General features: G+C 74.0%; 19 protein-coding genes. 6 read left to right on the top strand and 13 right to left on the bottom strand.

What is annotated here, in order from left to right; all coding sequences use genetic code 11:
• Positions 1–13: 13 nt before the first annotated feature.
• Positions 14–904: an NAD(P)-dependent oxidoreductase gene (locus ACIQNG_RS13050; protein ID WP_401484599.1), complete on the top strand. Its 891-nt coding sequence runs from the start codon at positions 14–16 to the stop codon at positions 902–904.
• 249 nt (positions 905–1,153) lie between these two features.
• Here the strand turns inward: ACIQNG_RS13050 and ACIQNG_RS13045 are convergent, their stop codons facing one another.
• The gene (locus ACIQNG_RS13045) at positions 1,154–1,519 is read right to left on the bottom strand and encodes a DUF6479 family protein (RefSeq protein WP_401435290.1); all 366 of its coding nucleotides are present in this window, start codon (positions 1,517–1,519) and stop codon (positions 1,154–1,156) included.
• Between the two features lie 217 nt (positions 1,520–1,736).
• The gene (locus ACIQNG_RS13040; protein WP_401435292.1) at positions 1,737–2,075 is read right to left on the bottom strand and encodes a DUF6479 family protein; all 339 of its coding nucleotides are present in this window, start codon (positions 2,073–2,075) and stop codon (positions 1,737–1,739) included.
• Between the two features lie 82 nt (positions 2,076–2,157).
• Between ACIQNG_RS13040 and ACIQNG_RS13035 the strand changes: the two genes are divergently transcribed.
• From ACIQNG_RS13035 to ACIQNG_RS13020, 4 genes are all read left to right on the top strand, one after another.
• Positions 2,158–2,526, top strand: coding sequence for a ferredoxin (locus ACIQNG_RS13035; RefSeq protein ID WP_401484596.1), 369 nt, complete (start codon positions 2,158–2,160; stop codon positions 2,524–2,526).
• A gap of 96 nt (positions 2,527–2,622) precedes the next feature.
• Positions 2,623–3,801 (top strand): acyl-CoA dehydrogenase family protein, encoded by a 1,179-nt coding sequence (locus ACIQNG_RS13030; protein WP_401484594.1) that lies wholly within the window; start codon positions 2,623–2,625, stop codon positions 3,799–3,801.
• Positions 3,802–4,243: 442 nt separating this feature from the next.
• Positions 4,244–5,809: an asparagine synthase-related protein gene (locus tag ACIQNG_RS13025; RefSeq protein ID WP_401484592.1), complete on the top strand. Its 1,566-nt coding sequence runs from the start codon at positions 4,244–4,246 to the stop codon at positions 5,807–5,809.
• A gap of 52 nt (positions 5,810–5,861) precedes the next feature.
• Positions 5,862–6,803: a TauD/TfdA family dioxygenase gene (locus ACIQNG_RS13020; RefSeq protein WP_401484590.1), complete on the top strand. Its 942-nt coding sequence runs from the start codon at positions 5,862–5,864 to the stop codon at positions 6,801–6,803.
• Positions 6,804–7,029: 226 nt separating this feature from the next.
• On the opposite strand, the gene ACIQNG_RS13015 is transcribed toward ACIQNG_RS13020, so the two are convergent.
• The 8 genes from ACIQNG_RS13015 to ACIQNG_RS12980 form a co-directional block, all read right to left on the bottom strand.
• Entirely contained in the window at positions 7,030–8,139 is a 1,110-nt protein-coding gene (locus ACIQNG_RS13015; RefSeq protein ID WP_401484587.1) for a glycosyltransferase, read from the bottom strand.
• Positions 8,136–8,921, bottom strand: a complete 786-nt coding sequence (gene surE, locus ACIQNG_RS13010; RefSeq protein WP_401484584.1) for a 5'/3'-nucleotidase SurE — start codon at positions 8,919–8,921, stop codon at positions 8,136–8,138. Before surE ends, ACIQNG_RS13015 begins: the two co-directional genes overlap by 4 nt.
• A 1-nt stretch (position 8,922) precedes the next feature.
• Positions 8,923–9,957, bottom strand: a complete 1,035-nt coding sequence (moaA, locus tag ACIQNG_RS13005; protein ID WP_401435309.1) for a GTP 3',8-cyclase MoaA — start codon at positions 9,955–9,957, stop codon at positions 8,923–8,925.
• Positions 9,954–11,090 (bottom strand): deoxynucleoside kinase, encoded by a 1,137-nt coding sequence (locus ACIQNG_RS13000; protein ID WP_401484582.1) that lies wholly within the window; start codon positions 11,088–11,090, stop codon positions 9,954–9,956. The genes moaA and ACIQNG_RS13000 overlap by 4 nt, the downstream gene beginning before the upstream one ends.
• Complete coding sequence (locus ACIQNG_RS12995; protein ID WP_401484580.1) at positions 11,090–13,690, bottom strand: MBL fold metallo-hydrolase; 2,601 nt, start codon at positions 13,688–13,690, stop codon at positions 11,090–11,092. Before ACIQNG_RS12995 ends, ACIQNG_RS13000 begins: the two co-directional genes overlap by 1 nt.
• Before the next feature lie 128 nt (positions 13,691–13,818).
• Positions 13,819–14,436: a non-canonical purine NTP pyrophosphatase gene (locus tag ACIQNG_RS12990; RefSeq protein WP_401484578.1), complete on the bottom strand. Its 618-nt coding sequence runs from the start codon at positions 14,434–14,436 to the stop codon at positions 13,819–13,821.
• 46 nt (positions 14,437–14,482) lie between these two features.
• Positions 14,483–15,256, bottom strand: coding sequence for an SDR family oxidoreductase (locus ACIQNG_RS12985; RefSeq protein WP_401484576.1), 774 nt, complete (start codon positions 15,254–15,256; stop codon positions 14,483–14,485).
• Positions 15,257–15,468: 212 nt separating this feature from the next.
• Complete coding sequence (locus tag ACIQNG_RS12980; protein ID WP_401484574.1) at positions 15,469–17,544, bottom strand: DUF2264 domain-containing protein; 2,076 nt, start codon at positions 17,542–17,544, stop codon at positions 15,469–15,471.
• Positions 17,545–17,891: 347 nt separating this feature from the next.
• On the opposite strand from ACIQNG_RS12980, the gene ACIQNG_RS12975 reads away from it, so the two are divergent.
• Entirely contained in the window at positions 17,892–20,171 is a 2,280-nt protein-coding gene (locus tag ACIQNG_RS12975) for a tetratricopeptide repeat protein (RefSeq protein ID WP_401484571.1), read from the top strand.
• Between the two features lie 53 nt (positions 20,172–20,224).
• Here the strand turns inward: ACIQNG_RS12975 and ACIQNG_RS12970 are convergent, their stop codons facing one another.
• From ACIQNG_RS12970 to ACIQNG_RS12960, 3 genes are all read right to left on the bottom strand, one after another.
• Positions 20,225–21,607, bottom strand: a complete 1,383-nt coding sequence (locus ACIQNG_RS12970) for a DUF1254 domain-containing protein (protein ID WP_401484569.1) — start codon at positions 21,605–21,607, stop codon at positions 20,225–20,227.
• A 188-nt stretch (positions 21,608–21,795) separates the two neighbouring features.
• Complete coding sequence (locus tag ACIQNG_RS12965; RefSeq protein ID WP_401484567.1) at positions 21,796–22,719, bottom strand: ricin-type beta-trefoil lectin domain protein; 924 nt, start codon at positions 22,717–22,719, stop codon at positions 21,796–21,798.
• A gap of 99 nt (positions 22,720–22,818) precedes the next feature.
• Positions 22,819–23,514, bottom strand: coding sequence for a hypothetical protein (locus ACIQNG_RS12960; RefSeq protein ID WP_401484565.1), 696 nt, complete (start codon positions 23,512–23,514; stop codon positions 22,819–22,821).
• Between the last annotated feature and the right edge of the window lie 19 nt (positions 23,515–23,533).

The following is a 23,533-nucleotide window of genomic DNA, read 5'->3' as shown; positions in this document are numbered from 1 at the left end:
GGAAGTTGAGTTCATGACCGACAGACTCACCGTGGGTGTCCTCGGCACCGGCATCATGGGCGCCGCCATGGCCCGCAACCTCGCCCGCGCGGGACACACTGTCCGCGCCTGGAACCGCAGCCGCGCCAAGGCCGAGGCGCTCTCCGCCGACGGGGTCACCGTCGCCGACACCCCCGCCGACGCCGTACGCGAGGCCGACGCCGTACTGACCATGCTCTACGACGGCGGCTCGGTCCTGGAGGTGGTCCGCCGGGCGGTCCCCGCCCTGCGCACGGGCACGGTCTGGGCGCAGTCCACCACCGCGAGCCTGGAGGACGTCGTGGCGCTGGCCGCGCTGGCGCGGGAGTACGGCGTGACCTTCTACGACGCCCCCGTCCTCGGCACCCGCCGGCCCGCCGAGACCGGTCAGCTCACCGTCCTCGCGGCCGGACCCATCAGGGGGCGGGACACGGTCATGCCGGTGTTCGACGCGGTCGGCGCCCGGACCGTGTGGACCGGCGAGGACGCGGCGGCGGCCACCGCGACCCGGCTGAAACTGGTCGCCAACAGCTGGGTCATCGCCGCGACCAGCGCGCTCGGTGAGATCCTCGCCCTGTCCGAGGCGCTCGGCGTGGATCCGGAGCGGTTCTTCGCCCTGATCGAGGGCGGTCCGCTGGACATGGGGTATCTGCGGGCCAAGGCCGCGCTGGTGCGGGAGGGGCGCCTCAGCCCGGCCCAGTTCGCCGTGACCACCGCGGGCAAGGACGCCCGGCTGATCGTCGAGGCGGGTCAGGGGCACGGGGTCCGCCTGGACCTGGCCGCCGCGAGCGCCGAGCGCTTCGCCCGCGCGGCGGCGCAGGGTCACGGGGACGAGGACATGGTGGCGGCCTACTTCGCGAGCTTCGACGGAAAGCCGACGACGTGACACCCGGGACAGCCATGACAGCCGTGACAGCCGTGGCACCCGTGACGCCCGTGAGGTCGGCGAGACACACACGCACCCTCCGGGAGCCCGTCTGACACACGGGCACCAGGAGGGTGCGGGCCCTCGCGGGCGGTCACGGGAACCGGCGGTCACGCGAACCGACGGTCATGGAAGCGGACAGTCATGGGGGAGCGGGACGGTCACGGACGGGCCGTGGCCCCGGGTGGGCGGATCCGGCAGGGCGGTGCCTCAGTGGGCGCCGAGCCCCCCGCCGCCGAAGGATCCACTGCTGCCCCGGCTCCAGCGCGAGCGCTCCTTGGAGTCGCTGGACCGGGTCTGCTGGTTGGACAGCTCGTAGGGGGTGAGGGCGCGACCGCCCTTCGGGACCTTGGGCACCTCGTCGGGTTCCCGGTTCTCCAGGATCTCGTGGACCGGGCCGCCCTCCGGCGGGCGGGGCTGTTCCTCGGGCCGTGGCGTCGGGGGCTGACGGTCCTTGATCCGGGTGCCGAGCCAGAAGCTGCCGGCCAGTACCGCCAGGACCACAACCGCGACCCCGAAGAGGCCGAGGCTGAGCAGTCCGCTGGGCGCGGCCAGTTGCGTCACTGCACTGCTCATACCGCTCATACCTCATGGATACTCCCAAACGGGTGCAATAACCAGTCGGGCCGCCGACCGGGCGGTGGGCACGGGCCGGGCGGCGACGGCGGGTGGCCAGGGCGGTGAGGGCGGGCGGTCCGGGCGGTGAGGGCGGGTGGCCAGGGCGGTGAGGGCGGGCGGGCCGGATGGTGAAGGCGGCCCGGGCGGTGACCGAGGGGCCGCCCCCGCCGTCGTCCTACAGGCCCCGGTCCTTGTTCCAGCGGGGCCGCACCCCGGACCCGCCCGACCGGGTCTGCTGATTGCCGAGCTGGTGCGGGGTGAGCGGGCGGTCGCCGTGCGGCACCTCGTCGGGGACGCGGTTCTCCCGCACCTCCCGGACGGGCCCGCCCTCGGGCGGTCGCGGTTGCTCCTCCGGCCGTGGACGGGGCGGTTCCCTGCGGCGCAGACGGATGCCGAACAGGAAGGCGCCCACCAGGACGGCCACGACGGCGACGCCGACCGCGAGCGGGCCGAGGGCGAGCAGCCCGCTCGGCTCGGCGAGGTTCATGGACGTGAAAGCGGCTGTGGTGTGCATGGCCCCCGGGTACCCGTCCACGTCGCGGGGATGCGGCAGCCGCCCCGGGTTTGCCCACGCCGTGGCGGGCTACCCGGTGGGGGTGACGACGCCCCCGCGGGAAGCGGTGCGCTATCTGGAGGCCCGGTTCGCCTGCGCGCAGGCGTGCGGCGAGTGCGCCCGAGCCTGTGCGCTGCGGGCGAGCGTCGCCGTCGCGCAGGGTGCCCGGAGCCGGGAGGCGCTGCGCCGCACGGGCGTCGAGTGCGCCGAGGCGTGCGAGGCCACCTGCGGGCTGCTGAGCGCCGAGAGCGAGGTGACCGAGGACGGACTGCGCCTCCAGGTGGAGTGGTGCCGCGAGCGGTGTCTGGAGTCCGCGGCGATCCTCGCCGGCCCGCCCGGCGGCACCGAAACGGCCGCCGAGGGGTGCCGCGCCTGCGCCCGGGCCTGCGCCGACTTCCTGAAGCTGCTCTGACCCCTGCGGGCGCCCCCACCGCGCTCCTTCCCAATTTCTGGAACACGTTCTACGGTGTGCGCCGTCAGGTCCGGTCATGGGGAGCCAGGAGGCACCGTGCATCTCGACCACACGCCAGAGGAACTACGGCTCCGAGCCGAACTGCGGGCCTACTTGGCCGAACTGATCCCCGATCACGCCCACGCCCGGCAGGCCGACCCCGCCTCCCAGAAGCGCTTCTACCGGGAGACCGTCCGCCGCCTGGGCGCCGACGGCTGGCTCGGCGTCGGCTGGCCGAAGGAGTACGGCGGGCGCGGCCTGACCCCCACGGAGCAGTTCGTCTTCTTCGACGAGGCCGCCCAGGCGGGCGTCCCGCTGCCCCTGATGGCCCTGAACACCGTCGGCCCGACCATCATGAGCCACGGCACCGACGAACAGAAGGCGCGCTTCCTGCCGAAGATCCTCTCCGGCGAGATCGACTTCGCCATCGGCTACAGCGAGCCCGGCGCCGGTACCGACCTCGCCGCGCTGAAGACCAGGGCCGTGCGCGACGGCGACGAGTACGTGGTCGACGGACACAAGATCTGGACCACCAACGGCGACACCGCCGACTGGGTCTGGCTCGCCACCCGCACCGATCCCGACGCCCCGCCGCACCGCGGCATCACCATGCTCCTCGTCCCCACCTCCGACCCCGGCTACTCCTGCACCCTCATCAACACCCTGGCCTCCCACGACACCACCGCCAGCTACTACGAGAACATCCGCGTCCCCGTCACCCACCGGGTCGGCGAGGAGAACCAGGGCTGGCGCCTGATCACCAACCAGCTCAACCACGAGCGCGTCACCCTCGCCGCCCACGGCACCATGGCCGTCCGCGCCCTCCACGACGTCCAGCGCTGGACCATGGAGACCAAACTGACCGACGGCCGCCGGGTGATCGACCTGCCCTGGGTCCGCCGCCGCCTCGCCCAGACCCACACCCGCCTCGACGCCCTCAAACTCCTCAACTGGCAGATGGTCAACGCCCTCCAGAACGGCACCCTCACCCCTCAGGACGCCTCCGCCGTCAAGGTCTACGGCTCCGAGGCCCGCCGCGACGCCTACGCCTGGCTGATGGAGGTCACCGCCGCGCCGGGCGCCCTGCGCGAGGGCTCGACGGGCGCCGTCCTCCACGGCGAACTGGAACGCGGCTACCGCTCCGCGGTCATCTTCACCTTCGGCGGCGGCAACAACGAGATCCAGCGCGAGATCATCTCCTGGATCGGACTGGGCATGCCCCGCGTCCGGCGCTGACCGCCCGCGACCGCAGATGCCGGCGCGATGGAGGTCGCCCTCGCGCCGGGCTATGAGGGCGAGGCCGATCTCGGCGCGGATCTCGCCCGCCGCGTAGCCGTGTACAGCGGCCGGGTGGAGACCGTCCTGGGTCCACCAGAGCCTCGCTACGGGCCAGATCCTCACCCGCATGGAGCGCGGTGTGACCGGGGAACCATCTGGGCACCCCCTGGGGCTCCTTGTCCCCACCAGCCAGGTCCGGTGTCCTTGCCGTAGGAGATGCCGTCCCCGCCTGGAAACCGAGCGGAAGCCACCGTGCCGGGCCTCCGCCCTGGTGGGTACGGACCCGCGGGCCCGGCTGTCCGGAACGAAGTGTTGTCCGCGGGCCGGGCGCCCTCCAGCATGGATGACACGGTCGGCACCGCCGCGACCGACCGTGGACCCGTCCGCGCTGGGAGGTCCTGTGCACCACGGTGCGCCCCGATCGCAGAACCGCGCACAGAGCCGCGAGGCCCGCTGGCTGAGCGTGCACCGGGCGGACGGGGAGATCCACGCACGCGGGTGTCCCACCGCCACGCTCGGCCACCCCCTGCCCCGCCCCGGCAGGGTGGAGGGCGTCTTCGCGCACTGGACCTGGGACGGGACCCGGGTGACGGCCGGCACCGACCGCTACGGCATGCAGCCGCTGTTCTACTGGGCGGACGAGGAGCGCCTCGTCCTCGCTCCCGAACTGCGCGACGTGCTCGCGCTCGGCGCGCCCCGCCGCTGGGACGACGACGCGCTCGCGGTCTTCCTCCGGCTCGGCCACTTCGTCGGCGACGACACCCCCTTCGCCGCCATCCGCGTCCTGCCGCCCGGAGGCGTACTCACCTGGTCCCCCGGGGCACCTCCCCGCGTACGCTCCCGACGGCCGGTCATCCCGCCGGCGCCGGGCATCACCCGCACCCAGGCCGTCGACGCCTACATCGACCTGTTCCGATCCGCCGTCGCCGCCCGGCTGCCCCGCGCCGCCTACGTCCTGCCGCTCAGCGGCGGCCGGGACTCCCGGCACATCCTGCTCGAACTGATCCGGCAGCAGGCTCCGCCCCGACTCACCGTCACCACCGGGAAGTTCACCCCCTACGACGCCGACGTCCCGGTCGCCGGACGGCTCGCCGCGGCGGCCGGGGTCCCGCACCGGTACGTCGACCGCGCCGGATCGGACCTCCAGGCCGACCTGGCCACCAACCGCCTCCAGCAGATGTGCACCACGGAGGGCGGCTGGGTCCTGACCCTGGGCCGGTTCCTGAGCACCCGCACTCCGCTGACCTACGACGGCCTGGCGGGCGACGCCCTGTCCCAGGACCCCCACGTGTACTTCCCCCCGGTCCACGACCGCCGCCGCCTGGCGACCGCCGACGGCCTGGCCGGCTGGATCATCGGGGCGACCGGGCTCTCGCCGCTGCTGCCGCACCTTCTCCGCCCCGAACGACTGCGCCGGTGGAGCCTCGAACGGGCGCTCGCCAGACTGGCGACGGAGACGGCACGGCACCTGGACGCGGCGATCCCCCTGCTGTCCTACGTCTTCTGGAACCGCACACGCCGGGCCATCTCCCTGCACCCGGTCCGGGTGATCGGCGACGGCGGGCTGCCGGTGCACCTGCCCTACCTCGACCACGACCTGTTCGACCTGCTGACGGCACTGCCCGAACAGGTCTTCGCGGACGGCCGCCTGCACACCGAGGTCATCAGCCGCGCCTACCCCCGCTACGCCCACCTCCCGTACGCCGAAGGACCGATGCGGCACGGCCCGCGCGTCGCCCTCGCCCGCGCCCGCTATCTGCGCGATCTGCTGCGCCGCGCCACCGACTCCCGCCGGGCCCGGTGGCGCGGCCACGACGGGATGCTCCCGCACCTGTTGCGCGGCGCCGGTCGCGGCCCCCGGCTCCACGCGATCGACCGGATGGCGCCCTACGCCGTCTACCTGACCCAGCTCGCGGAGCTGACCGCCCGTCCGGGCCCGGTCGGCCCGCCGCCGCCCGCCCCTTGAGCGGGCCCCGGCCGCGCACCGCGTCCGCCGAATCCCCGCGAAGGGACGGAACATGCCCGCAGACCCGCACGGAACCGCCCCATGGCCGCCGCGGCTCCGGATGGCGACCGCCACCGCCACCGGTCTGGAACGCCGGTTCGGCGCCCTCACCGGCGAGGACCTCACACCCCCGGCGGCCCAGCACCGGGCCCTGGCCGAGGCGCGCGCGACCGTCCCCGGCCTCGGTGCCCTCCAACGGGACCTCGTCGCCGCGGTGCGCGACCACGGGGCGGCGGTCCTCACCGGCACACCCCTGGACGACGGCCCGCTGATCGCCGTAAGTGCCTGTCTCGGGGTGGTGACCGCCGAGGACAACGGCTTTCCGTGCCGCATGGTGTGGGACATCCGCGAGGACCCGCAGGCGCCCGAGGACCCTCATGCCCAGCAGCGCGACCGGTTCGACCTCCACACCGACTCCACCTTCTCGGCCCGTCCGCACGACACCATCGGCATGGTGTGCGCCCAGCCCGCCGGGGACGGCAGCGGCCGGTCCCTGCTGCTGACCGCCGACCGCCTCGTACAGGCTTTGCGGGCCGCCGGGCACGAGGACGAACTCGCCAGGCTCGGCCGGCCGGACTTCCCCTTCGGCCCCGGCGGCGCGAACGACATGGCGCCGCACCGCGCCGCGGTCCTCAGCCTCGTGGACGGACCCGCCCGGGTGCGCTACCGCTTCGACCTTCTGCACCGCGCGCTGGGCCGGAGCACCGCGTACGACCCGGCCGCCGCCGAGGCGCGCGGCGCGCTGGCGGCCATCGCGGCGGTGGAGACCGTCCTGACCGCCCCCGGGCTGGTCACCTCGCTGCTGCTGGGCCGCGGTGACTACCTGCTGCTGGACAACGCGCGGGTGCTGCACGGCCGGACGGCCGTGACCGCGTCCTCCGGCCGCCACCTTCGGCGCCTCAAGCTGCGCGCCCACGCGGCGCCGGACCCGACGTCCTCCCCGGCCCCCTCCTGAACGGGCGGAACCCGATGGCCGACACCCCCGTTCCCGCCCCTCGGCGGCGACGGGCACAGGACCACGCGGTCCGTGTCGCAGTGAAGCTGGTGTCCGGAGACCGTCGGCCGCCGCCGGCCCCGTAGCCGACTGCCGCGCGCACCGGGTGGCGCGCGCGGACCGGGACGCGCCGAGCGGGGAACCTGGCGACCTGCCTCCGCTCGCGGAGTGTGAGGGCACGCGGCGACTACGCGCCCTCCGACCGGCTGTGGCGCTGGCCCGCCTCCTGAGGGAGCACCAGGGCCCGCGCCAGTACGGCCGCCCCGTCGGGTTCGGGCGGGGCGGACGGCAGCGGACGGCGACCGCTGCGCAGGAGCAGGTGCAGCGCCTGGGCGATCGCGTCCGGGTCCGGTTCCACCACCGTCGCGTTCAGCCGGGCGGCAGCCGCCCGCAGGTGGACCCGTTGGTCGTCGAAGTCGCGCACGCCCGGGACGACCACCGCAGGCACCCCGGAACGGGCCAATTCCTGCACGGTGTTGTACCCGCCGTGGGTGATCGCGACCGTCGCGTGCCGGTACACGTCGTAGTCCGGCCCGAGGTACGGGGTCACCCGGACCGGACCGGGCAGGCCCGGCGGTACGGTCACCCGGCCCCGGAAGTTCGGGCCGGTGAGCACCAGGAGGTCGGCGGGCCACGGGCCGTGCCCCGCCCCGGCCGCCCGCGCCCCGTACGACCGCACCGCGTCGAGGGCGGCATCGAGGAAAGCGGGCGCGTCCGCGTGGCCGCCGCCCCCCGCGACCACGGCGATCCTCGGCTCCCCGATGCCCGGAGGCCACGGGGAGCGGGTGCCGAGCAACTGCCGCACCACATGGGGGATCCCGGTCAGCCGTACCCCGTGGGCCGTCTCCTCCCGGTCGGGCTCGCCCAGCAGGCAGACCTGCCCGATCGCGGGGGTGTGACGGGCGACCCACGCGGCGGGATCGGGCCGGTTGCGCTGGAAGCGGTGCACCAGAACCTGCCGACAGCCGAGCCGCACGGCCCGGTCGTACAGCTCCCGCTGCACGGTCACGTCGTGCAGCACGACGTCACCGGCGGCGAGAGCCTGGTCGACCAGTGCCCGCGCCAGCCGGTGGTCGACGCTCGGCCCGGTGCCGTACAGCGGCTCGCCGACCAGGCTGGTGGCATCGGTGGGGATGACCACCTGGGCGAATCCATGGTCCTCGGTGAGCCGCTGCTCGCGGTCGGTGAGCAGCAGGGACTCCCACCCGAGGGCGCGCAGTGCGGTGTGGACGGCGATCAGCCGGGACACATGGCCGAGGCCGCGGCCCCAGGCGAAGGAGACGACCCGCCCGCTCATCCCCGGGCACCGTTCATGGACAGCATCACCGCCGGGTCGGCCCGCACACCGCTCAGGGCGGTGACCGTGGCGTACCCGGCGGCGAGGACGGCGACATCGCCGCCCTCGGAGGGGAGCCCGGTCGGGCCGGTCCGTCCGGTCTCCTGGTAGCCGACCTTGATCAGGTCCGGGCCCACGCGAAGGGCCGTCAGACGGACGGCGGGGTCGTCGGCGAGGCCGACGGCCCGGACGCCGCGCAGCTGTTCCGGCGGCACGTTGGGCGCGTTGACGTTGAGGACCACCGGGGGGCGGGCGGCCGTCGGTACCTCGCCCGGGCCCGGTACCCCGACGAGGGGCAGTACCTCGGCGAGGGCCAGCAGCGCGGTCTGCCAGTGCAGCACCGCCCCGAGGTCGATCGAGACGGCCACGCCGGGGCGGCCGAAGCGCGCGGCGGTGAGCGCCGCGCCGACCGTCCCCGAGTGCAGGACCGAACTCCCGAGGTTGGCCCCCGGGTTGATGCCGGACAGGACCAGGTCGGGCGGCTCGCCCCAGACGCCCTGGCAGGCCAGGGTCACGATCAGCGCGGGTGCCCCGGCGACGGTGTGCACCAGGATGCCGTCCACCCGTCGGGTGCCGACCCGGACCAGCCCGTCCGAGGGCACCGCCCGGCTGGTGCCGCTCCCGCTGGCCTCGCCCTCGGGTGCCGCGGCCAGTACCTCCATGCCCCGGTCGGCGGCGAACGCGGCCAGTCGGCGCAGTCCCTCCGCCGCGGCCCCGTCGTCGTTGGTGACCAGTACCCGCACCTCAGCCGCCGATCATCGACATGCTGCGGGCGGGCCGCACGAAGTCCGGATGGTTGATCTTGTGGCCGGGCCACTTGTGCCACAGGGCCTCGCGGACCAGGCGTTCCAGCTCCGCGTCGTCCGCGCCGGAGCGCAGCGCGGCGCGCAGGTCGTGCTCCTCCAGGGCGAAGAGGCAGACCCGGAACTGCCCTTCGGAGGTCACCCGCATCCGGTTGCAACTCGCGCAGAACGGCCGAGTGACGGACGGGATGAAACCGATCGAGCCCGGTGCGCCGTCCGCGAAGCGGAACACGCTGGCCGGCTGCGGGCCCTCGGCGGCGACCGGCTCCAGCGGGTGGGCGGCCGTGACGGCCGCCATCGTCTCGTCCGCCGGGACCACCTTGCCGCGTTCCCAGGAGTGTTCGGCGTCCAGCGGCATGTACTCGATGAACCGGACGTCGTAGCCGTGGTCGCGGGCGAGTCGGGCGAAGTCGACCGCCTCGTCGTCGTTGGTGCCGCGGATCACCACGCAGTTGATCTTGATCGGGTCGAAGCCCGCCGCCCGGGCGGCGGCCAGGCCCGCCCGCATCCGTTCCAGCGCGTCGCGCCGGGTCATCTCCTGGTACCGGTGGCGCAGCAGCGAGTCGCAGGAGACGGTGACCCGGCGCAGCCCGGCGGCGTACAGCGGTGCGGCCAGCCGGTTCAGCAGCAGCCCGTTGGTGGTCATCGACACGTCGAGGTCCGGCCCGAGCGAGCAGACCCGGCGGACGATCTCCGGGAGTTCCCGCCGTACCGTGGGCTCACCTCCGGTGATCTTGAACTCGCGGACGCCGAGGCGGTGGAAGAGCCGGGCCAGACGGTCGATCTCCTCCACCGTCAGGATCTCGTCCCGGCCCATCCACGGCAGGCCCTCGGCCGGCATGCAGTAGGTGCACCGGAGGTTGCACTTGTCGATGACGGAGATCCGCAGATCTCCGGCGACCCGGCCGAAGGTGTCGACGAGCGGCCCCTCGGTGGGAGCCGGGCCGGGGTTGCGCCAGTCGGCGGAAGCGCTCATGGGGCTGACTCCTCGGGGTCGGTGTCAGGGTCGGACGCGTGTGCGTAGGCGTCGGGCAGGAGACGGTGGAAGCGGTTGAGCACGTCCTGGGGGCTCAGCTCCGAGGCGTCCACGTGGTGCACGGGCACGCGCGCGGCCAGTTCCTCGGCGACGTCCTCGAAGCACTGGGCGACGAGGGCGACGTACCGGCTGGTGAAGGTGCGCTCCAGCTTGCGGTTGCGGCCACGCATCCGGCGCATGAGCACCTCGGTGCGGGCCGTCAGATGGACAACCGCGGTGGGCGGCGGCAGCATCGCGGTCACGAGGTGGTGGTAGCGGTAGTACGCCTCGTACTGGTGGGCGGACAGGTCGCCGTTCAGGTACAGCGCCTTGGCGTAGGCGAGCGAACTGTGCACGTCCTGGTCGAGGACGCCGGCCCGGCCGGTGCGCAGGTTCTGCAGGACGCGCAGCAGCAGTGTCTCCAACTGGCAGAGGAACGCAGCCGAGCCGTCGCCGAGGAGGTAGCGGGTGAGGTGGTTGTCCCTGCCCGGGCCCCGGTTGACGGGCACGATGTCCGGGATGTGCTCGATCCCGGTGTCCTGCGCGGCGAACCGGTTGAGCAGCGTGCTCTTGCCGACCGCGGGCGGCCCGAGGACGACCACGGCGGCGGGCGCGTCCGGCCGGTCGAGGACCGGTACCTCGCCGATCAGCCGGTGTGCGGCGGATTCGATGACCGTCGGCGGTGGCCGGTCCTTCGAGAACCCGACCAGCTCGGCGGCCAGGCCGCGGAGCCAACCGGCGTCGGCGAGCCGGTCCACCGCCACCCAGCGGTGCCCGGGCACGGCCGTACGGGGGGTGCTCCGGACCGGCGGTCGCCAGCCGAACACCCGCAGGTTGCGGGCCGGCGTACCGGACCCGCGGTCGGCCGCGGCGTACAACTCGCCGAGGTGGACGAGCTGTTCGGCCGGTGCGCGCAGGCCGCTGTCGCGCGCCAGTGCGGTCGCGGCCGTCCGGCGGTACGAGGTCCCGGGCGCGACGGTCGCCGACGGCGGCTCGGCGCGGGACTCGGGGAGCAGGATCCGGTCACCGTCCAGAACGAGACAGCAGGCGTCGGTGCGGGCGGACCGATGGCGTGGTGGCGGGTCGGTGAGCATCACACTCCCGGTCGACGGGGTTCGCGGGACAACGGGGCCTCGCCGGGGGCGCTCTGCGCACAGGCGAGCAGGAACACGCGCTCGGCGAACGCGGCGGGGCTCAGCCCCTGGCAGAGCCGGACCGTCTCCCGGGGCGGCAACAGCCACGAGAACCGGGTCTCACCAGTGAGCAGGGCGCACAGCGGGTCCCCGGGGGCGGGCAGCAGACGAAAGGCGACACTCACGGCCCCGGCCTCGCCTTCGCCCGCATCGGCGCCGCTCGGCTTGGCTGCGTCCGGCTCGGCGTTGCTCGGCTTGGGCGCGTTTGGCTCGGCGCTGTTCTGCTTGGCTGCGTTTGGCTCGGCTGCGCCTCGCTCGACCCCGCTCGACCCAGCCCCGTCTGGCTCGGCCCCGCTTGACTCAGCCCCGTCCGCCTCGGTCCCGCTCGACCCAGCCCCGTCTGGCTCGGCCCCGCTTGACTCAGCCCCGTCTGGCTCGGTCCCGCTTGACCCAGCCCCGTCCGGCTCGGCCCCGCTTGACTCAGCCCCGTCCGCCTCGGTCCCGTCCGCCTCGGGCCCGCCCGGCTCGGCCCCGATCGTGTCCACGACCGTGCCGGACAGTGGGCGGTCGGGGGCCGCTTCCAGACGTAGGGTGCGGGCCGCCCACGGGGGAGTGGTCCGCCGGGGTACGCCGAGCCACCACTCCCGCTCCGCGCCCGCCCACGGCGTCGGGGGTGCCGTCAGACGGCCGTTCCAGCCCTGGTGCCGTAGATCGGTGAGCAGCCGTTCCGGAGCGATCGGGAACAGCGCGGCGGCCCGCCAGCGGGGGACGGACACGCCGGCCGGCAGTGTCCACAGCACCTGCCAGTCACGGACGGGCGAGCGCCGGAGGTTGGCGAGCAGCGCCCGGTACGACTCGCCCGGGAAGCGCACCCCGCCCCCGAGCTGTGGCTGTGCCTCGGTGAGGCAGGTCAGCACCAGCACGCCGGTCTCCGGGGTGCCCGGGGCGGGCTCCGGCCAGTCGGCGCGGCCGAGGACGCCGACGTAGGCGGTCCCGCCCTCGTGCCGGAGGGTGCCCGAGGCGGTGGCCGGGTCCTCCGCGGCGGCCAGGCGGGCGGCGATCCGACGCCAGACGGCCTCGGCGACCGGCGTGACGCCGGCCGCACGCAGGGGTTCGGAGGGCATCCCCGCGGGCCGCGCCGGCAGATGCGGGTGCGCCCCGGTCCGGTCCCTCCCGGCGTCGAGCAGGGCGTCCACCTCGGTGTCCAGCTCGGCCAGCGGGGAACCGAGCCGGGCCCGCAGCAGCAGGGCGAACAGGCCGATGCCGGAGAGCACGACGCGGCCCTCGGCGGGCACCGGATCGTGCCGGCTGGTGATCACGGTGAGCCCGGGTTCGCCCTCGGCGTCCAGCCCCGGGCGGAGTTCGCGGAGCCTGCCGCCGTACTGCGCGGCCGAGTAACCCAGCCGGGCGGCCAGCAACTCGTCGAGGTCGTCGGCACAGACCGCCAGTTCGACGTCGGGCCGGGCACCGGGCGGCGTCCGGACGAGGGCGCCGTCCGCGCCGACCCGGACGAACCGCTCGGCCACGGCGCGGCCCCCGGCGCCGACCAGGACGAGACGGTAGGAGGTGGGGCGCAGCCGGTCCGCCGCCGACGGCAGTCCGCCGAAGCCGACGCCGGGCGGACCCAGCAGCCGGTCGAGACCGTCGTGCTCCGCGCTCCCGTCGGCCGGGTGACGCGCCGCCAGACCCTCGATCCACTCCCCTGGGGCATGGGACCGGTCGCGCGGCTCACCGGTGGCCCGGACCCACTCGGCGGCGCGGGCGTCGACGCGGACCGAACCGTCCGGCCGTACCTCGATCCGGTCCCCGGGATCGGGACGCAGGACGCCCCGGGCCGGGTCGTCCGCGCGGATCAGCCGGTCGACGGCTTCGGGTGGGACCGGGAACTTGTGCCGGTTGAGCCACGAAGCCGCACCGAGCGCGTACTGCCCCTCCGGCAGCGGGACGACATGGCGCGGCCGGGCCCGGGCCAGCAGAGCGGCAGGCGCATCGGCCCAGTCCGGGTCCGGGCCGAGCGGCACCCCGTCGACACTGCGCGTCTCCAGAATCGGCTGGCACGGCGTCAGGAGCAGGTCCGGCGGTCCCGAGGCCACCAGCCGGTCCACCCACTCGGGCCGGACGAGACTGTCGACCAGGTGCCAGACGAAGGTGCCGCCGCTCCGCACGGCCAGGCCGTGTTCCGGCCCCTGGAAGGTCGACGGTGTCCAGGTCAGACGCAGTCCGGGGCGCGGGGCGAGTTCGAACCAGTCGTGCACCACGGTGGTGCGGGTGAAGCCCAGCCGGTCCAGGACGTGGGTGATACGCGGATCGGCCGGGTGCAGCACGGGCACCCCCCGATCGAGCGCGTGCAGGGAGGCGGGGTCGAAGTGGTCGCGGTGCGAGTGCGAGATCCACACCGCGTCCGGCCGCGGCAGTCTCGGTACGGTGATCCGGCGGGCGGGGGCGAAGCCGAGCAGACCGGACCGGTAGGCGTCCCCCAGCAGCGGGTCGCACAGCAGGCGGAAGCCGTTCGCCTCGATCAGCAGCGTCGCGTGCCCGCCCACGTCCACGGTGATTGCCATCTGCCCCACCTCGCACGGCCGGTCCGGGTCAGTTGCTCTTCGGTCGGTCACCCGTCAGTCGGTCATCAGTCACCCATCAGGCACCTGCCGGTCAGTCATCGGTCGCTCATCGGTGGCTCATCGGTCGCTCATCGGGCGGTCCTCCGCCGGTCCTCGGCCGGTCCCCGGTCGGACAGACAGGCGAGCAGGTCGCGGAACGCCCGTCCGCGGCAGTAGTAGCGCGCCTTCTCCTCGGCCGACATCTCGGCCAGCGTGCGACCGTCCCCCTCGTCCGGTGCGAACACCGCGTCGTAGCCGAATCCGGTGGCACCGCGCCGCTGCCGGGTGACCGTGCCGCGGGCGGCCCCGACCCCCACCAGTCGCGTACCGTCCGGAAAGCCGAGCACGGCCACGGTCCGCACCCAGGCACCCCGCAACCGCTCGGGCACACCGGCGAGTTCGCGCAGCAGCCGGTCGGTGTTCGCGGCCTCCCCGGCGTGCTCGCCGGCGTAGCGGCCGGAGCGCAGTCCGGGCGCTCCGCCGAGCGCGTCGACCTCCAGGACGGTGTCGTCGGCGACCGCGGGCAGCCCGGTGGCGGCCACCACCGCCGCCGCTTTGGCCCACGCGTTCTCCTCGATCGTGCGGCCGTCCTCCGGGGTGTCCGGGAGCCAGAGCGGGCGCGGGAGCAGGTCCAGGGCGGAGCCGAGCAGCACGGTGATCTCGGCGGCCTTGGCGGGGTTGGCGGTGGCCAGCACGACGCGGAGCATGTCCCACTCCTTAGGGGAGATGTGCGGTGACCTGCCTCGGACTGCCTCAGGTGGCGCCCTCGCGTCTGCCCGGAAGTACGCCGGGTTCGGACCGGATGTGCCCCATGGCCAGGTAGCCGCCGTCGACCGCCAGGTCGGTGCCGGTGACGAAGGAGGCCCCGGGCCCGCACAGGAACAGCACCGCCGCCGCCACCTCCTCCGGCTCGCCGACCCGGCGCAGGATGTGGTGGTCGCCGAGCACCGGGCCCCAGGTGGCCCGGTCGCCGCCGGTCATCCGGTCCACCTCCGGCGTCCAGACCAGGCCCGGGGAGACGCTGTTGACCCGGATCCCGTGCTCGGCCAGGTCGAGGGCCTGGCACCGGGTGAGGGCGAGAAGGGCCCCCTTGGTGGCGTTGTACGTCCACTGCGCGGGCTGTGCGATGTGGCCCGAGACCGAGGCGATGTTGACGACCGTGCCACCGCCCGCCCGGCGCATCAGCGGAACGACGGCCGAGGTCATCAACGCCGTGCCCTTGACGTTCGTGCCCAGGCTGACGTCCCAGTCCTCGGCCGTGGCGTCCTCGCCCCGGGACAGGAAGGTCGCGGCGCAGTTCACCAGCGCGCGGACCGGCAGGCCGACCGCGTCCGCGGCCTCCGCCGCCGCGCGGCAGTCCGCGGTCCGGGAGATGTCGCCGTGCACGGGGGTCGCACCGTCCGCGAACCCGGCGGCGGCGACACGCAGCGCCGGCGCGTCCCGGTCCACCAGCACGACGTGGGCTCCCGCTTCGGCGAAGGCGTGCGCGGTGGCCCGCCCGATCCCGGACGCGGCTCCGGTGACCACGCACACCGTTCCCGAAGGCCCCGGGGCCGACGGACTCGGTGGGTACGGCCGGGGGGCCGGCGCTGGGGTCACGGACGTCCTCCTCCCCTGATGCACACGTCGCCCGGCGCACGCGACGCCGGTCGGGGGGACGCGCGTCGAAGGGACTTGCCGCATCGTCCCCGGAATCGTCACCGAGCCCCGCCCCGGGGACAACGGGAAATCCGGACATCTCAGCCCTGGATGACCGGGGCCCGCCAGGGCAGCACCGGACGGACCAGCAGCTTCCGCCCGTCGGGCCACGCCAGACGGACCTCCGTACCGTCCACGTGGACCGTCACGTCCGGCGCCGCGGGCACTCCCGGCGCACCGGTGAGCAGCACAGCGCTGACCATCACGGTGACCGTGTCCGACGTCTCGTCACATACCCTCGCCGAAGCGGGCGGAAGCACCAGGAGGGGCACGGCGGAACAGTGGCCGAAGGCGTTCGCCCGCACGTGGCGTCGCACCTCCGCCGCCGCCCAGCCGTGCAGCCCGGCCACCGCGCTGACCAACCCCGGCCCGTTCGCACCGGGCGCCACCCGGACCACCGCGCCCGGACCGCTGCCCGCGGCCCCCCACGCGCCCGGGACGGACTCCGGCTCCTCCTCGGCCGCCAGCGCGTAGCCCCCCTCGCGCACACCCCAGCCGGGCGGCCGGCCCAGGCCGTGCACCCTGATCTCCCACGGCCCGGACGGCACCGAGACGCTCACCACGGGCGGCGGCAGCACGCCGGGCACGGGCCCGCCCGGAGGCAGCGGCCGGTGCCAGGAGGCGGCGTACCGGTCGGTCAGGGCGAGCGGGTGGATGCGCTCGCGGCGGGTGGCGGTGCCGTCCGGCAGAAGCAGCGCCAGATGGTTGTCGAGCCGCAGCGCCTCCGCCTCCGGGCCGATCAGCGGCCCGGTACGGGTCGAGTAGGCGAACCTGGCGTAGTGCGGGTCGTCGCGCTCGACCGCCGGCGGAGCCATGAGATAGCAGGAGCCGTGGTTGAGCACCCGGACGAGCCCGTCGGCCGCCGTCCGGTGGACCAGGAACCCGGGGGCGGGCAGCGCGGCCGACACATCGGCGCGCTCTCGCGCGAGCCGCTCCTCGGGCACCGTCCACACCGGGTGACCGGCCGGGAGCAGCAGCCCCAGGAACCCCATGGCCGCCGCGTACGGCGAGCCGGGCGAGCTGTAGACCTGGGCCGCCGCGCTCTGCTCCCCGTACCAGCCGAGCGGGAGCAGGCCCCGCGGGTCGGGCGCGCCCCGTTCGGTGAAGTGCCGCAGCACACCGGAGGCCAGCCGCCGGGTCTGCCCGGCGGTGAGCGGGGTCGCGTCGTCCAGCGCCCCGAGCCAGAACGGGGCCACACAGGCGAAGCGGTAGCTCAGCGACCGGCCCTGGTGCAGCACGGCGCCGTCCGGCCCGAACAGCAGCCGGTACCGGTCGAGGAAGCGGTACAGCCGTTCGCGGTGGAGTGCCGCCCTCGCCCCGGAGCGGTCGCCCGCGATCCGCGCCCACAGCAGCGGGTAGAGGTGCAGCCCCCAGGCGTTGTAGTGGTCGAAGCGGCGGCCCGCGTCGTAGGCCGCCGCCGGGCCGACGGCGTACTCCCCGGGTCCGCCCGAGCGGTAGTCGTGACGGGTCTCCGGCCCGTCCAGGTACCAGCCGTCGCCCGCGTACCAGGGCTCGATCTGCTCCAACCGGGACTCGATCTCGGCCCGGTCGTGACCCGCCCCGACCGAGGCGAGGAACTCGCCGACCACCGCCTGGAAGAGCACCTGGTTGTTCTCCCGGACCTCCCGGCCGACCGTCCCGCCGAGCCACCCCGCCACCTGCTCCTGCTGACCGGAGGTCAGCCGGTCCCAGATCCACGGGCGGGACTCGTGCAGGGCCACCGCGATCGACGCGGCCTCCACGATCTGCTGCGAGTGGTCGGTGATCACCGGCCAGCACTCCGGCCCCCGGGGATCCGTGCCGGCGAGGAGCCCGGCGGTGACCTGGTCCGCGAGCGCGGCGAGCCCGCCACGCACCGGCTCGTCCCCGGCCGCCAGCCGCAGGGCCGCCAGCACCGCCGTCCGCGCGAACCCCTCCAGGCCGTCGGTGGCGCCCCCCGACCAACTGCCGCGCCCCGGCGGCGAGATCCGCGCCCCGAGCGGGCTGCGGTAGGGCCGCAGGGACACCAGCAGATGATCCGCGACCGCGATCCAGTGCCGCCGGGTCCAGCCGGTCACCGGCGCGCCGTCCCGGTCCTCGGGAGGCAGTCCGAGCCCGGGTGTCGGTCGACCTCGCATACGGCGGCCTCCTCGTCTCGGCGGCACCGGCGGCCCCGCGCCGGATGCCGCACGAATACACCGCGCGGTACGGATGCGACAACCACGCCCCGGGCCGAGCCGCCCCGGACACAGGCCGCACTGCCCCACCCTCACCTCCGCCCCGCCCCCCGCCTTGCCTCGCCTCACCCCGCCTCGTCTCGTCTCGTCTCCCACTACGCTGGATCCCGCCTCCCGATCACGGCCGGCGGGCCCGGCCGTCCGGTCCCGGCGCGCGACCGGCGCCGTACCCAGCCGGACGACCGCTCGTCATACTGGACGGGCCGGGGGAGGGCGCGGGAAACGGGTGACGGGGGCGACTGCGGGCGATGGCGGACACCAGGCTGATCCAGGGCCGGTACCGGCTGCTCGATGTGATCGGGCGCGGTGGCATGGGCGAGGTGTGGCGGGCGCGCGACGAGTCCCTCGGCCGCCAGGTCGCCGTCAAATGCCTGAAGCCGATGGGGCCGCAGCACGACAGCGCGTTCGCCCGCGCGCTGCGCGAACGGTTCCGCCGCGAGGCCCGGGTGGCCGCCGCGCTCCAGCACCGCGGGATCACCGTCGTCCATGACTTCGGCGAGTCCGAGGGCGTGCTGTTCCTGGTGATGGAGTTGCTGGAGGGCCGTGACCTCAGCCGGCTCCTCGACGACAACCGGCAGCGTCCGCTGCCCGTCGACGACGTCGTGGAGATCGCCGACCAGGTGTTCGCCGCGCTCGCCTACACCCATCGGCAGGGCGTCGTGCACCGCGATCTGAAGCCCGCGAACATCATGCGGCTCCACGACGGCACAGTGAAGATCTGCGACTTCGGCATAGCCCGCCTCGGCCACGACATCGGCTTCACCTCCCGCCTCACCGGCACCGGCGTCGCCATGGGCACCCCGCACTACATGTCGCCGGAGCAGATCGCCGGCGGCGAGGTCGACCACCGCAGCGACCTCTACTCCCTGGGCTGTGTGCTGTACGAGATCGCCACCGGCGTACCGCCGTTCGACCTCGGCGACCCCTGGGCGATCCTCGTCGGCCACCGCGACACCCCGCCCACCCCGCCGCGCGACCACCGGGCCGAACTCCCCGCCCCGCTGGAGCGGATCATCCTCGACCTGCTCGCCAAGGAGCCGGAGCAACGGCCCGACGACGCGGGCGACCTCGCCGCGCGGATCGGCGCCGCCCGCGCCACGGCCGCGCTCGCCCCGCCCCCCGTGGCTCCGCTCGCCCAGCCCTCCGCGACTCCGCTCCCGGAACCCCGCACCACCCCCGACGCCCCGGCCCGCGAGGACCGGCTGCCCGACTGGACCCGCGGCATGACGACCGGTCACAAGGCGGCCGGCGCCGGACCGCACCCCACCCCGCCCCGGGCGTGGGCCGCCCTCACCGGCGAGTGGATCGCCCGCCCCAGGACCGGCCGCCCCGCCGACCCCGTCCCCGACGACCCCGTCCCCGACGGCCCGCCCACCCCGTCCCCCGAGGTGCTCACCGCGCTCGCCGGACGCCACAACGCGGGCCTCAGCCTCGGCCGGCTGGGCCGCTGGGAGGAGGCGGGCGAGGTGCACCGCGCGGTCGCCGCCGAACGCGAGCACCTCCTCGGCCCCGACCACCCCGACACCCTCGCCAGCCGCTACGAGATCGCCTTCGCCCTCAGCCGCACCGGCCGCGCCGCCGCCGCGCTCTCCGAGTACACCCGGGTCGCCGACGCCCGGCGCCGGGTGCTCGGCCCCGACCATCCGGACACCCTCGCCGCCCGGCAGGAGACGGCGTACGTGCTGGGCCGGTCGGGGCGCCCCTTCGACGCCCACGAGATGTACACGGCCGTGCTCGCCGCCCGTGAGCGGGTCATGGGCCCGGACCATCCCGACACCCTGCGCTGCCGCCACAACCTCGCCTTCAACCTCTCCCGGCTGGGCCGGCTGGAGGAGTCGTACCGGACGGCGTGCGAGGTGGCCGACGCCCGCGCCCGGGTGCTGGGGCCGCAGCACCCCGACACCCTGGTCACCCGGTACGAGATCGCCTACGCGCTCGGCCAGCTCGGGCACTGGACGCAGGCCCTGCGGACCTACGAGGAGGTCGCCGACGCCCGTGCGCGGGTCCTCGGCCCGGACCACCCGGACACCCTCGCCGCCCGCTACGAGATCGGCATCGGCCTCGGCCGGCTCGGCCGCGGTGCCGAGGCCCTCGCCCTCTACCGCGACCTGGCCGACGACCGCACCCGCGTCCATGGCCCCACCCACCCCGAGACCCTGCGCGCCCGGCACGGCATCGGCGTCAACCTCGGCCGGCTCGGCCGCTGGGAGGAGGCGCTGGCCGAGACCCGGGACGTGTGCGCGATCCGCGAGAGCACGCTCGGCCCCGACCACCCCGACACCCTGATCAGCCGCCGCGAGACCGCCGTCGCCCTCGGCTGGCTCGGCCGCTGGGCCGACGCCCTCACCGAGTACCGGCGCGTCGCCGACGCCCGCGAACGCGTCCTGGGCGCCACCCACCCCGACACCCTCGCCGGCCGCAACGACGAGGCCCAATGCCTGGAACAGCTCGGCCGCACCACCGAGGCCGTCGACCTGTACCGCCGGGTGGCCTCCCTGCACACCCGACGCAGACCGGACGGACCATGAGCCCCGCGGGTCCGGCACACCCCTCGGCCCCGCGCCTCATCACCCCGCAACCCTCAGCACGCCTCGAAGTCCCCCGGGCGCCACGTGCCGTCGAACGCCGCCTGCCGCGGGCCGTAGATCCGGAAGTACGCGAACCAGCCCCGCCCCGGCACGGTCTGGATCCACGGGGCCTCGGTGTCCTCGGGCGCGGTGGGGCCGAAACGCAGGTCGATGTGGGTGGCGCCTTCGGGCTCCAGGTGGTCGAACAGGGAGCGCAGGGCGGCCTGGCCCTGGTCGGCGGCGATCTCGGAGCGGGTGGCGGCGTCGTAGACCGTGACCGACCAGAACAGGGTCTGCGGCACCGGGAGCGGTACCCGCAGCCGATAGGCGCGGGCACCGTCGAGATACCCGCCGTCGGCGTCCCGCAGCCCGAGCCAGTAGAGGGAGCCGGTGCCCGGCTCGCGGCGGAACATCGCCGGGGACGCGACGATCGCCTGCGCGAACCAGCGGTCCCGCGCCTCCACGTCCAGCGAGCCCGCCCGCTCGAACGCGCCGTTCTCCGGCCGCAGCCCCACCCACTCCCAGGCGCGGTCCGGCCACACCACGCGATCCGGCCGCCGGGAGGCGAACGCCGATACCAGCAGCTCGTCCCGCCCCTGCCGCGCCGCCCGCGTGAGGATCCGCTCCATGCGGGCGTCCGGCGCGAACGGCCGCCCCGCCTCGACCCCCAGTTCGGCCAGCAGCCCCAGCATCGGCCGTAGCTCCGCCACCGGCGGCTCGGTGTCGATCACATGGTGCAGGACCCGCCAGAACTCCAGGTTGTCCTCCCAGGCCAGCGGCGTGGTGTCCATCGGGGTGTCGTCGCGGTCGACCGCGGCGAAGGCGCGCGGCGCGTCCCGCTGGGCCAGGGGACGGATCCGCACCGACGCCAGCAACGCGTTCGCCTTCGGCACCTCGCCGCCCAGCGGCAGCGCCCGCAGCGCGCACAGCACCCGCCAGGTGTCGCTGCGCACCACCTCGTACGCGTCGGTGTCCCCCGGCATCGGGCCGCGGTAGCCCGGCGGCAGCAGCAGGACCCGGCCGCCGCGCGCCCCGTTGCGGCCGGGCAGACCGAGGTCGACCAGCCAGCGGTGGTAGTGGTCGTCCAGCAGACCCACCAGCGGACCCGGCGGCAGCTCGATCACCAGGGGACCGCGGCCCAGGTCGAGGCTCGCGCCGAGATAAGGGGTGTCGGAGTTGAGGGTGAAGCCCACATGGTGGGGGCGGGCCACGAGGACCGGCGCGGACACATTGTCCCGCGCCCCCGTCGCCCGGGTGCCGCGCAGGATCGCCTCCATGGACACCACCGGGTAGAAGAAGCGGTACGCCTCCACCGCCCGCCGCGCGTCGGTGGCGTCGAACGAGCGCGCCGCGCTGTCCGCCACGGGGAACCCGCCCCGGAACTCGACCTGCTCCATGACCGCCGCCGCCTCCCTGCCCCGGACCGGCACGACCGCAGCAGGCCGCACCACTCCCCACCCTCACCGCGACAACCGGCCGCCGCCCCACCCCGCCCGCCAACCGGGTGACCGGGGCCATCCACCTCGCCGGATTCCACCGCGCAGGCATTTTCATCCGGTTCGACCCATGATCCAAACGCAACGGCCTAGCCCTGCACAGTCAGGCATTCCTGAAGTTCCAGCGGTTTCCCTGTCGACGTGACGTCCTTCACGCCTAGGCATTTGTTCGATACGGGATTGTAGAATATCCCGCCTGACCTTTCCTGCCAGACCTGTCCCTTATTCGATGCCGGGTCGGAGTCGCACTTCCTGAATTTGACCACGGTTCCGACGTTCTGATCGTCGGCGGTGACGCACCACAGGTTTGCGTTCTTGTTCTTCCAGCCGTTGTAATCGCCGAGGATCTGGCCGGAGGCGCGGTCGTAGTGCCACACCTGTGCGTGATTGTAGGAATTGCTACAGGGGTAGACTTCCAGCGGGTAACCGTCACCCATCCAGTCGTTCGGGGCGTTGAAGCAGTTTCCGTCATCCGCGGTGATCGGACCCCATGCCGTAATGCTCCAGGTCTGCTGTGCTGCTCCGGAGGCGCAGTTTGCAGTTCTCAGCTTTGTACTCCGAATCCCCATCTGCCAGTCCGAAGTTCCGGCCGACAGGCATTGATTGGAATTCCTGTTGTAGAACGACTGGTCGGACGAGCGATACTCCCATTTCTGATTCGCCCCCGTGGTGCAATTCTGTAGCGTTACCACACCGTCGCTCGGGCTGCCGGAGCCGGAAGCTGGGGATTGTAGGCAGTGATCCTTGATGCGGAGCGTGCCGTCGGGATCCACATCGACGTCCTCTGCCGTGTTGGTGGTCCCCCAGCACGTCCATAGTTCTACCTCTACATTCGCGCCTGCGTTTCCGTTGGGAAGATTTATGCATAAGCCCGCAGGACCCCCGGCCTTGACCTGAAGTGGCACTGTGCCGCCCGCTGGCGCCATGTCCGCATGAGCCGGTTGCATAAACCATACAGCCGCTGCCACGACTGCGGCCGATATGAATCCGGCCACCCACTTCTTCAAGCTCATCACAGGTCACCTCTCTGGTGGAAGACACGTTTCTGACACCGGACGCCGCACCCTGCGACGACACGGCAAATGGACAGCAGAGGGATCCGCGTGGCGCCTCTATGTGAGCCCGTAGATGTTCTTGACGGCGGTGATTTCGGGGGCGGTGGGCTTCGCGGGCCGTGTGCAGCCGGCGGGGAGCGGCGCGTTGGGAGTGATCATGAGCTCGCAATTGATCGGCTCTTTGGCGTACTCCAGTCCGAGCGCGCGGCCCAGTTCGCGGGTGAGGGCCCTGGTGAGAACCTCCGGCGTCGTGCTTGCCAGTCGGTCCCGGTCGATGTAGATGGTGACCGCGACACCATCGGGGCTGGGGGTGCACTTTGATTCGTACTCGTGGCACGGGGAAAGGGTCGGCCGGGCCAGAGCGTGAGCGGGCACAAATCCGTCCCGGGTAAAGACGATGTTGATCCCGGGGACCTGTGCGTAGGGCCAGTTCGGGTCTTTCTGAGTCGCGTCCAACTTGAAGAATCCGGGCTTGCCCAGCGCGGTCTCCCAGTTCGCGAAGGCGGCATTCGCAGCCGTCGTGGCCTTGGCGTTCGCGGCGACAGCCGTGCCCAGTTTTGCCGTGACCTGCCGGACCCCGTTCTGCAGTGCCGCTGGGTCGAGCGGGGTCTTCGCGCCGTTCCCGGGCCTGGGGTTGGGGGCGGCCGCGGTCTGTGTCGTGGCTGCCAGCGGAAGTGTGCTGGCCAGAGCCAGAACCGCGGCAATGATGAATCGTGTGGGCTTCATCTTCTCTCCAGACTGAATCGTTCCCATTTCCGTGACCTGCCCTGGC

This window comes from Streptomyces sp. NPDC091377 (assembly GCF_044757045.1).
In the GTDB taxonomy this organism is placed as follows: Bacteria; Actinomycetota; Actinomycetes; order Streptomycetales; family Streptomycetaceae; genus Streptomyces.
Note: the sequence above shows the minus strand (reverse complement) of the source record. Positions and strands in the feature narration are given on the sequence as shown.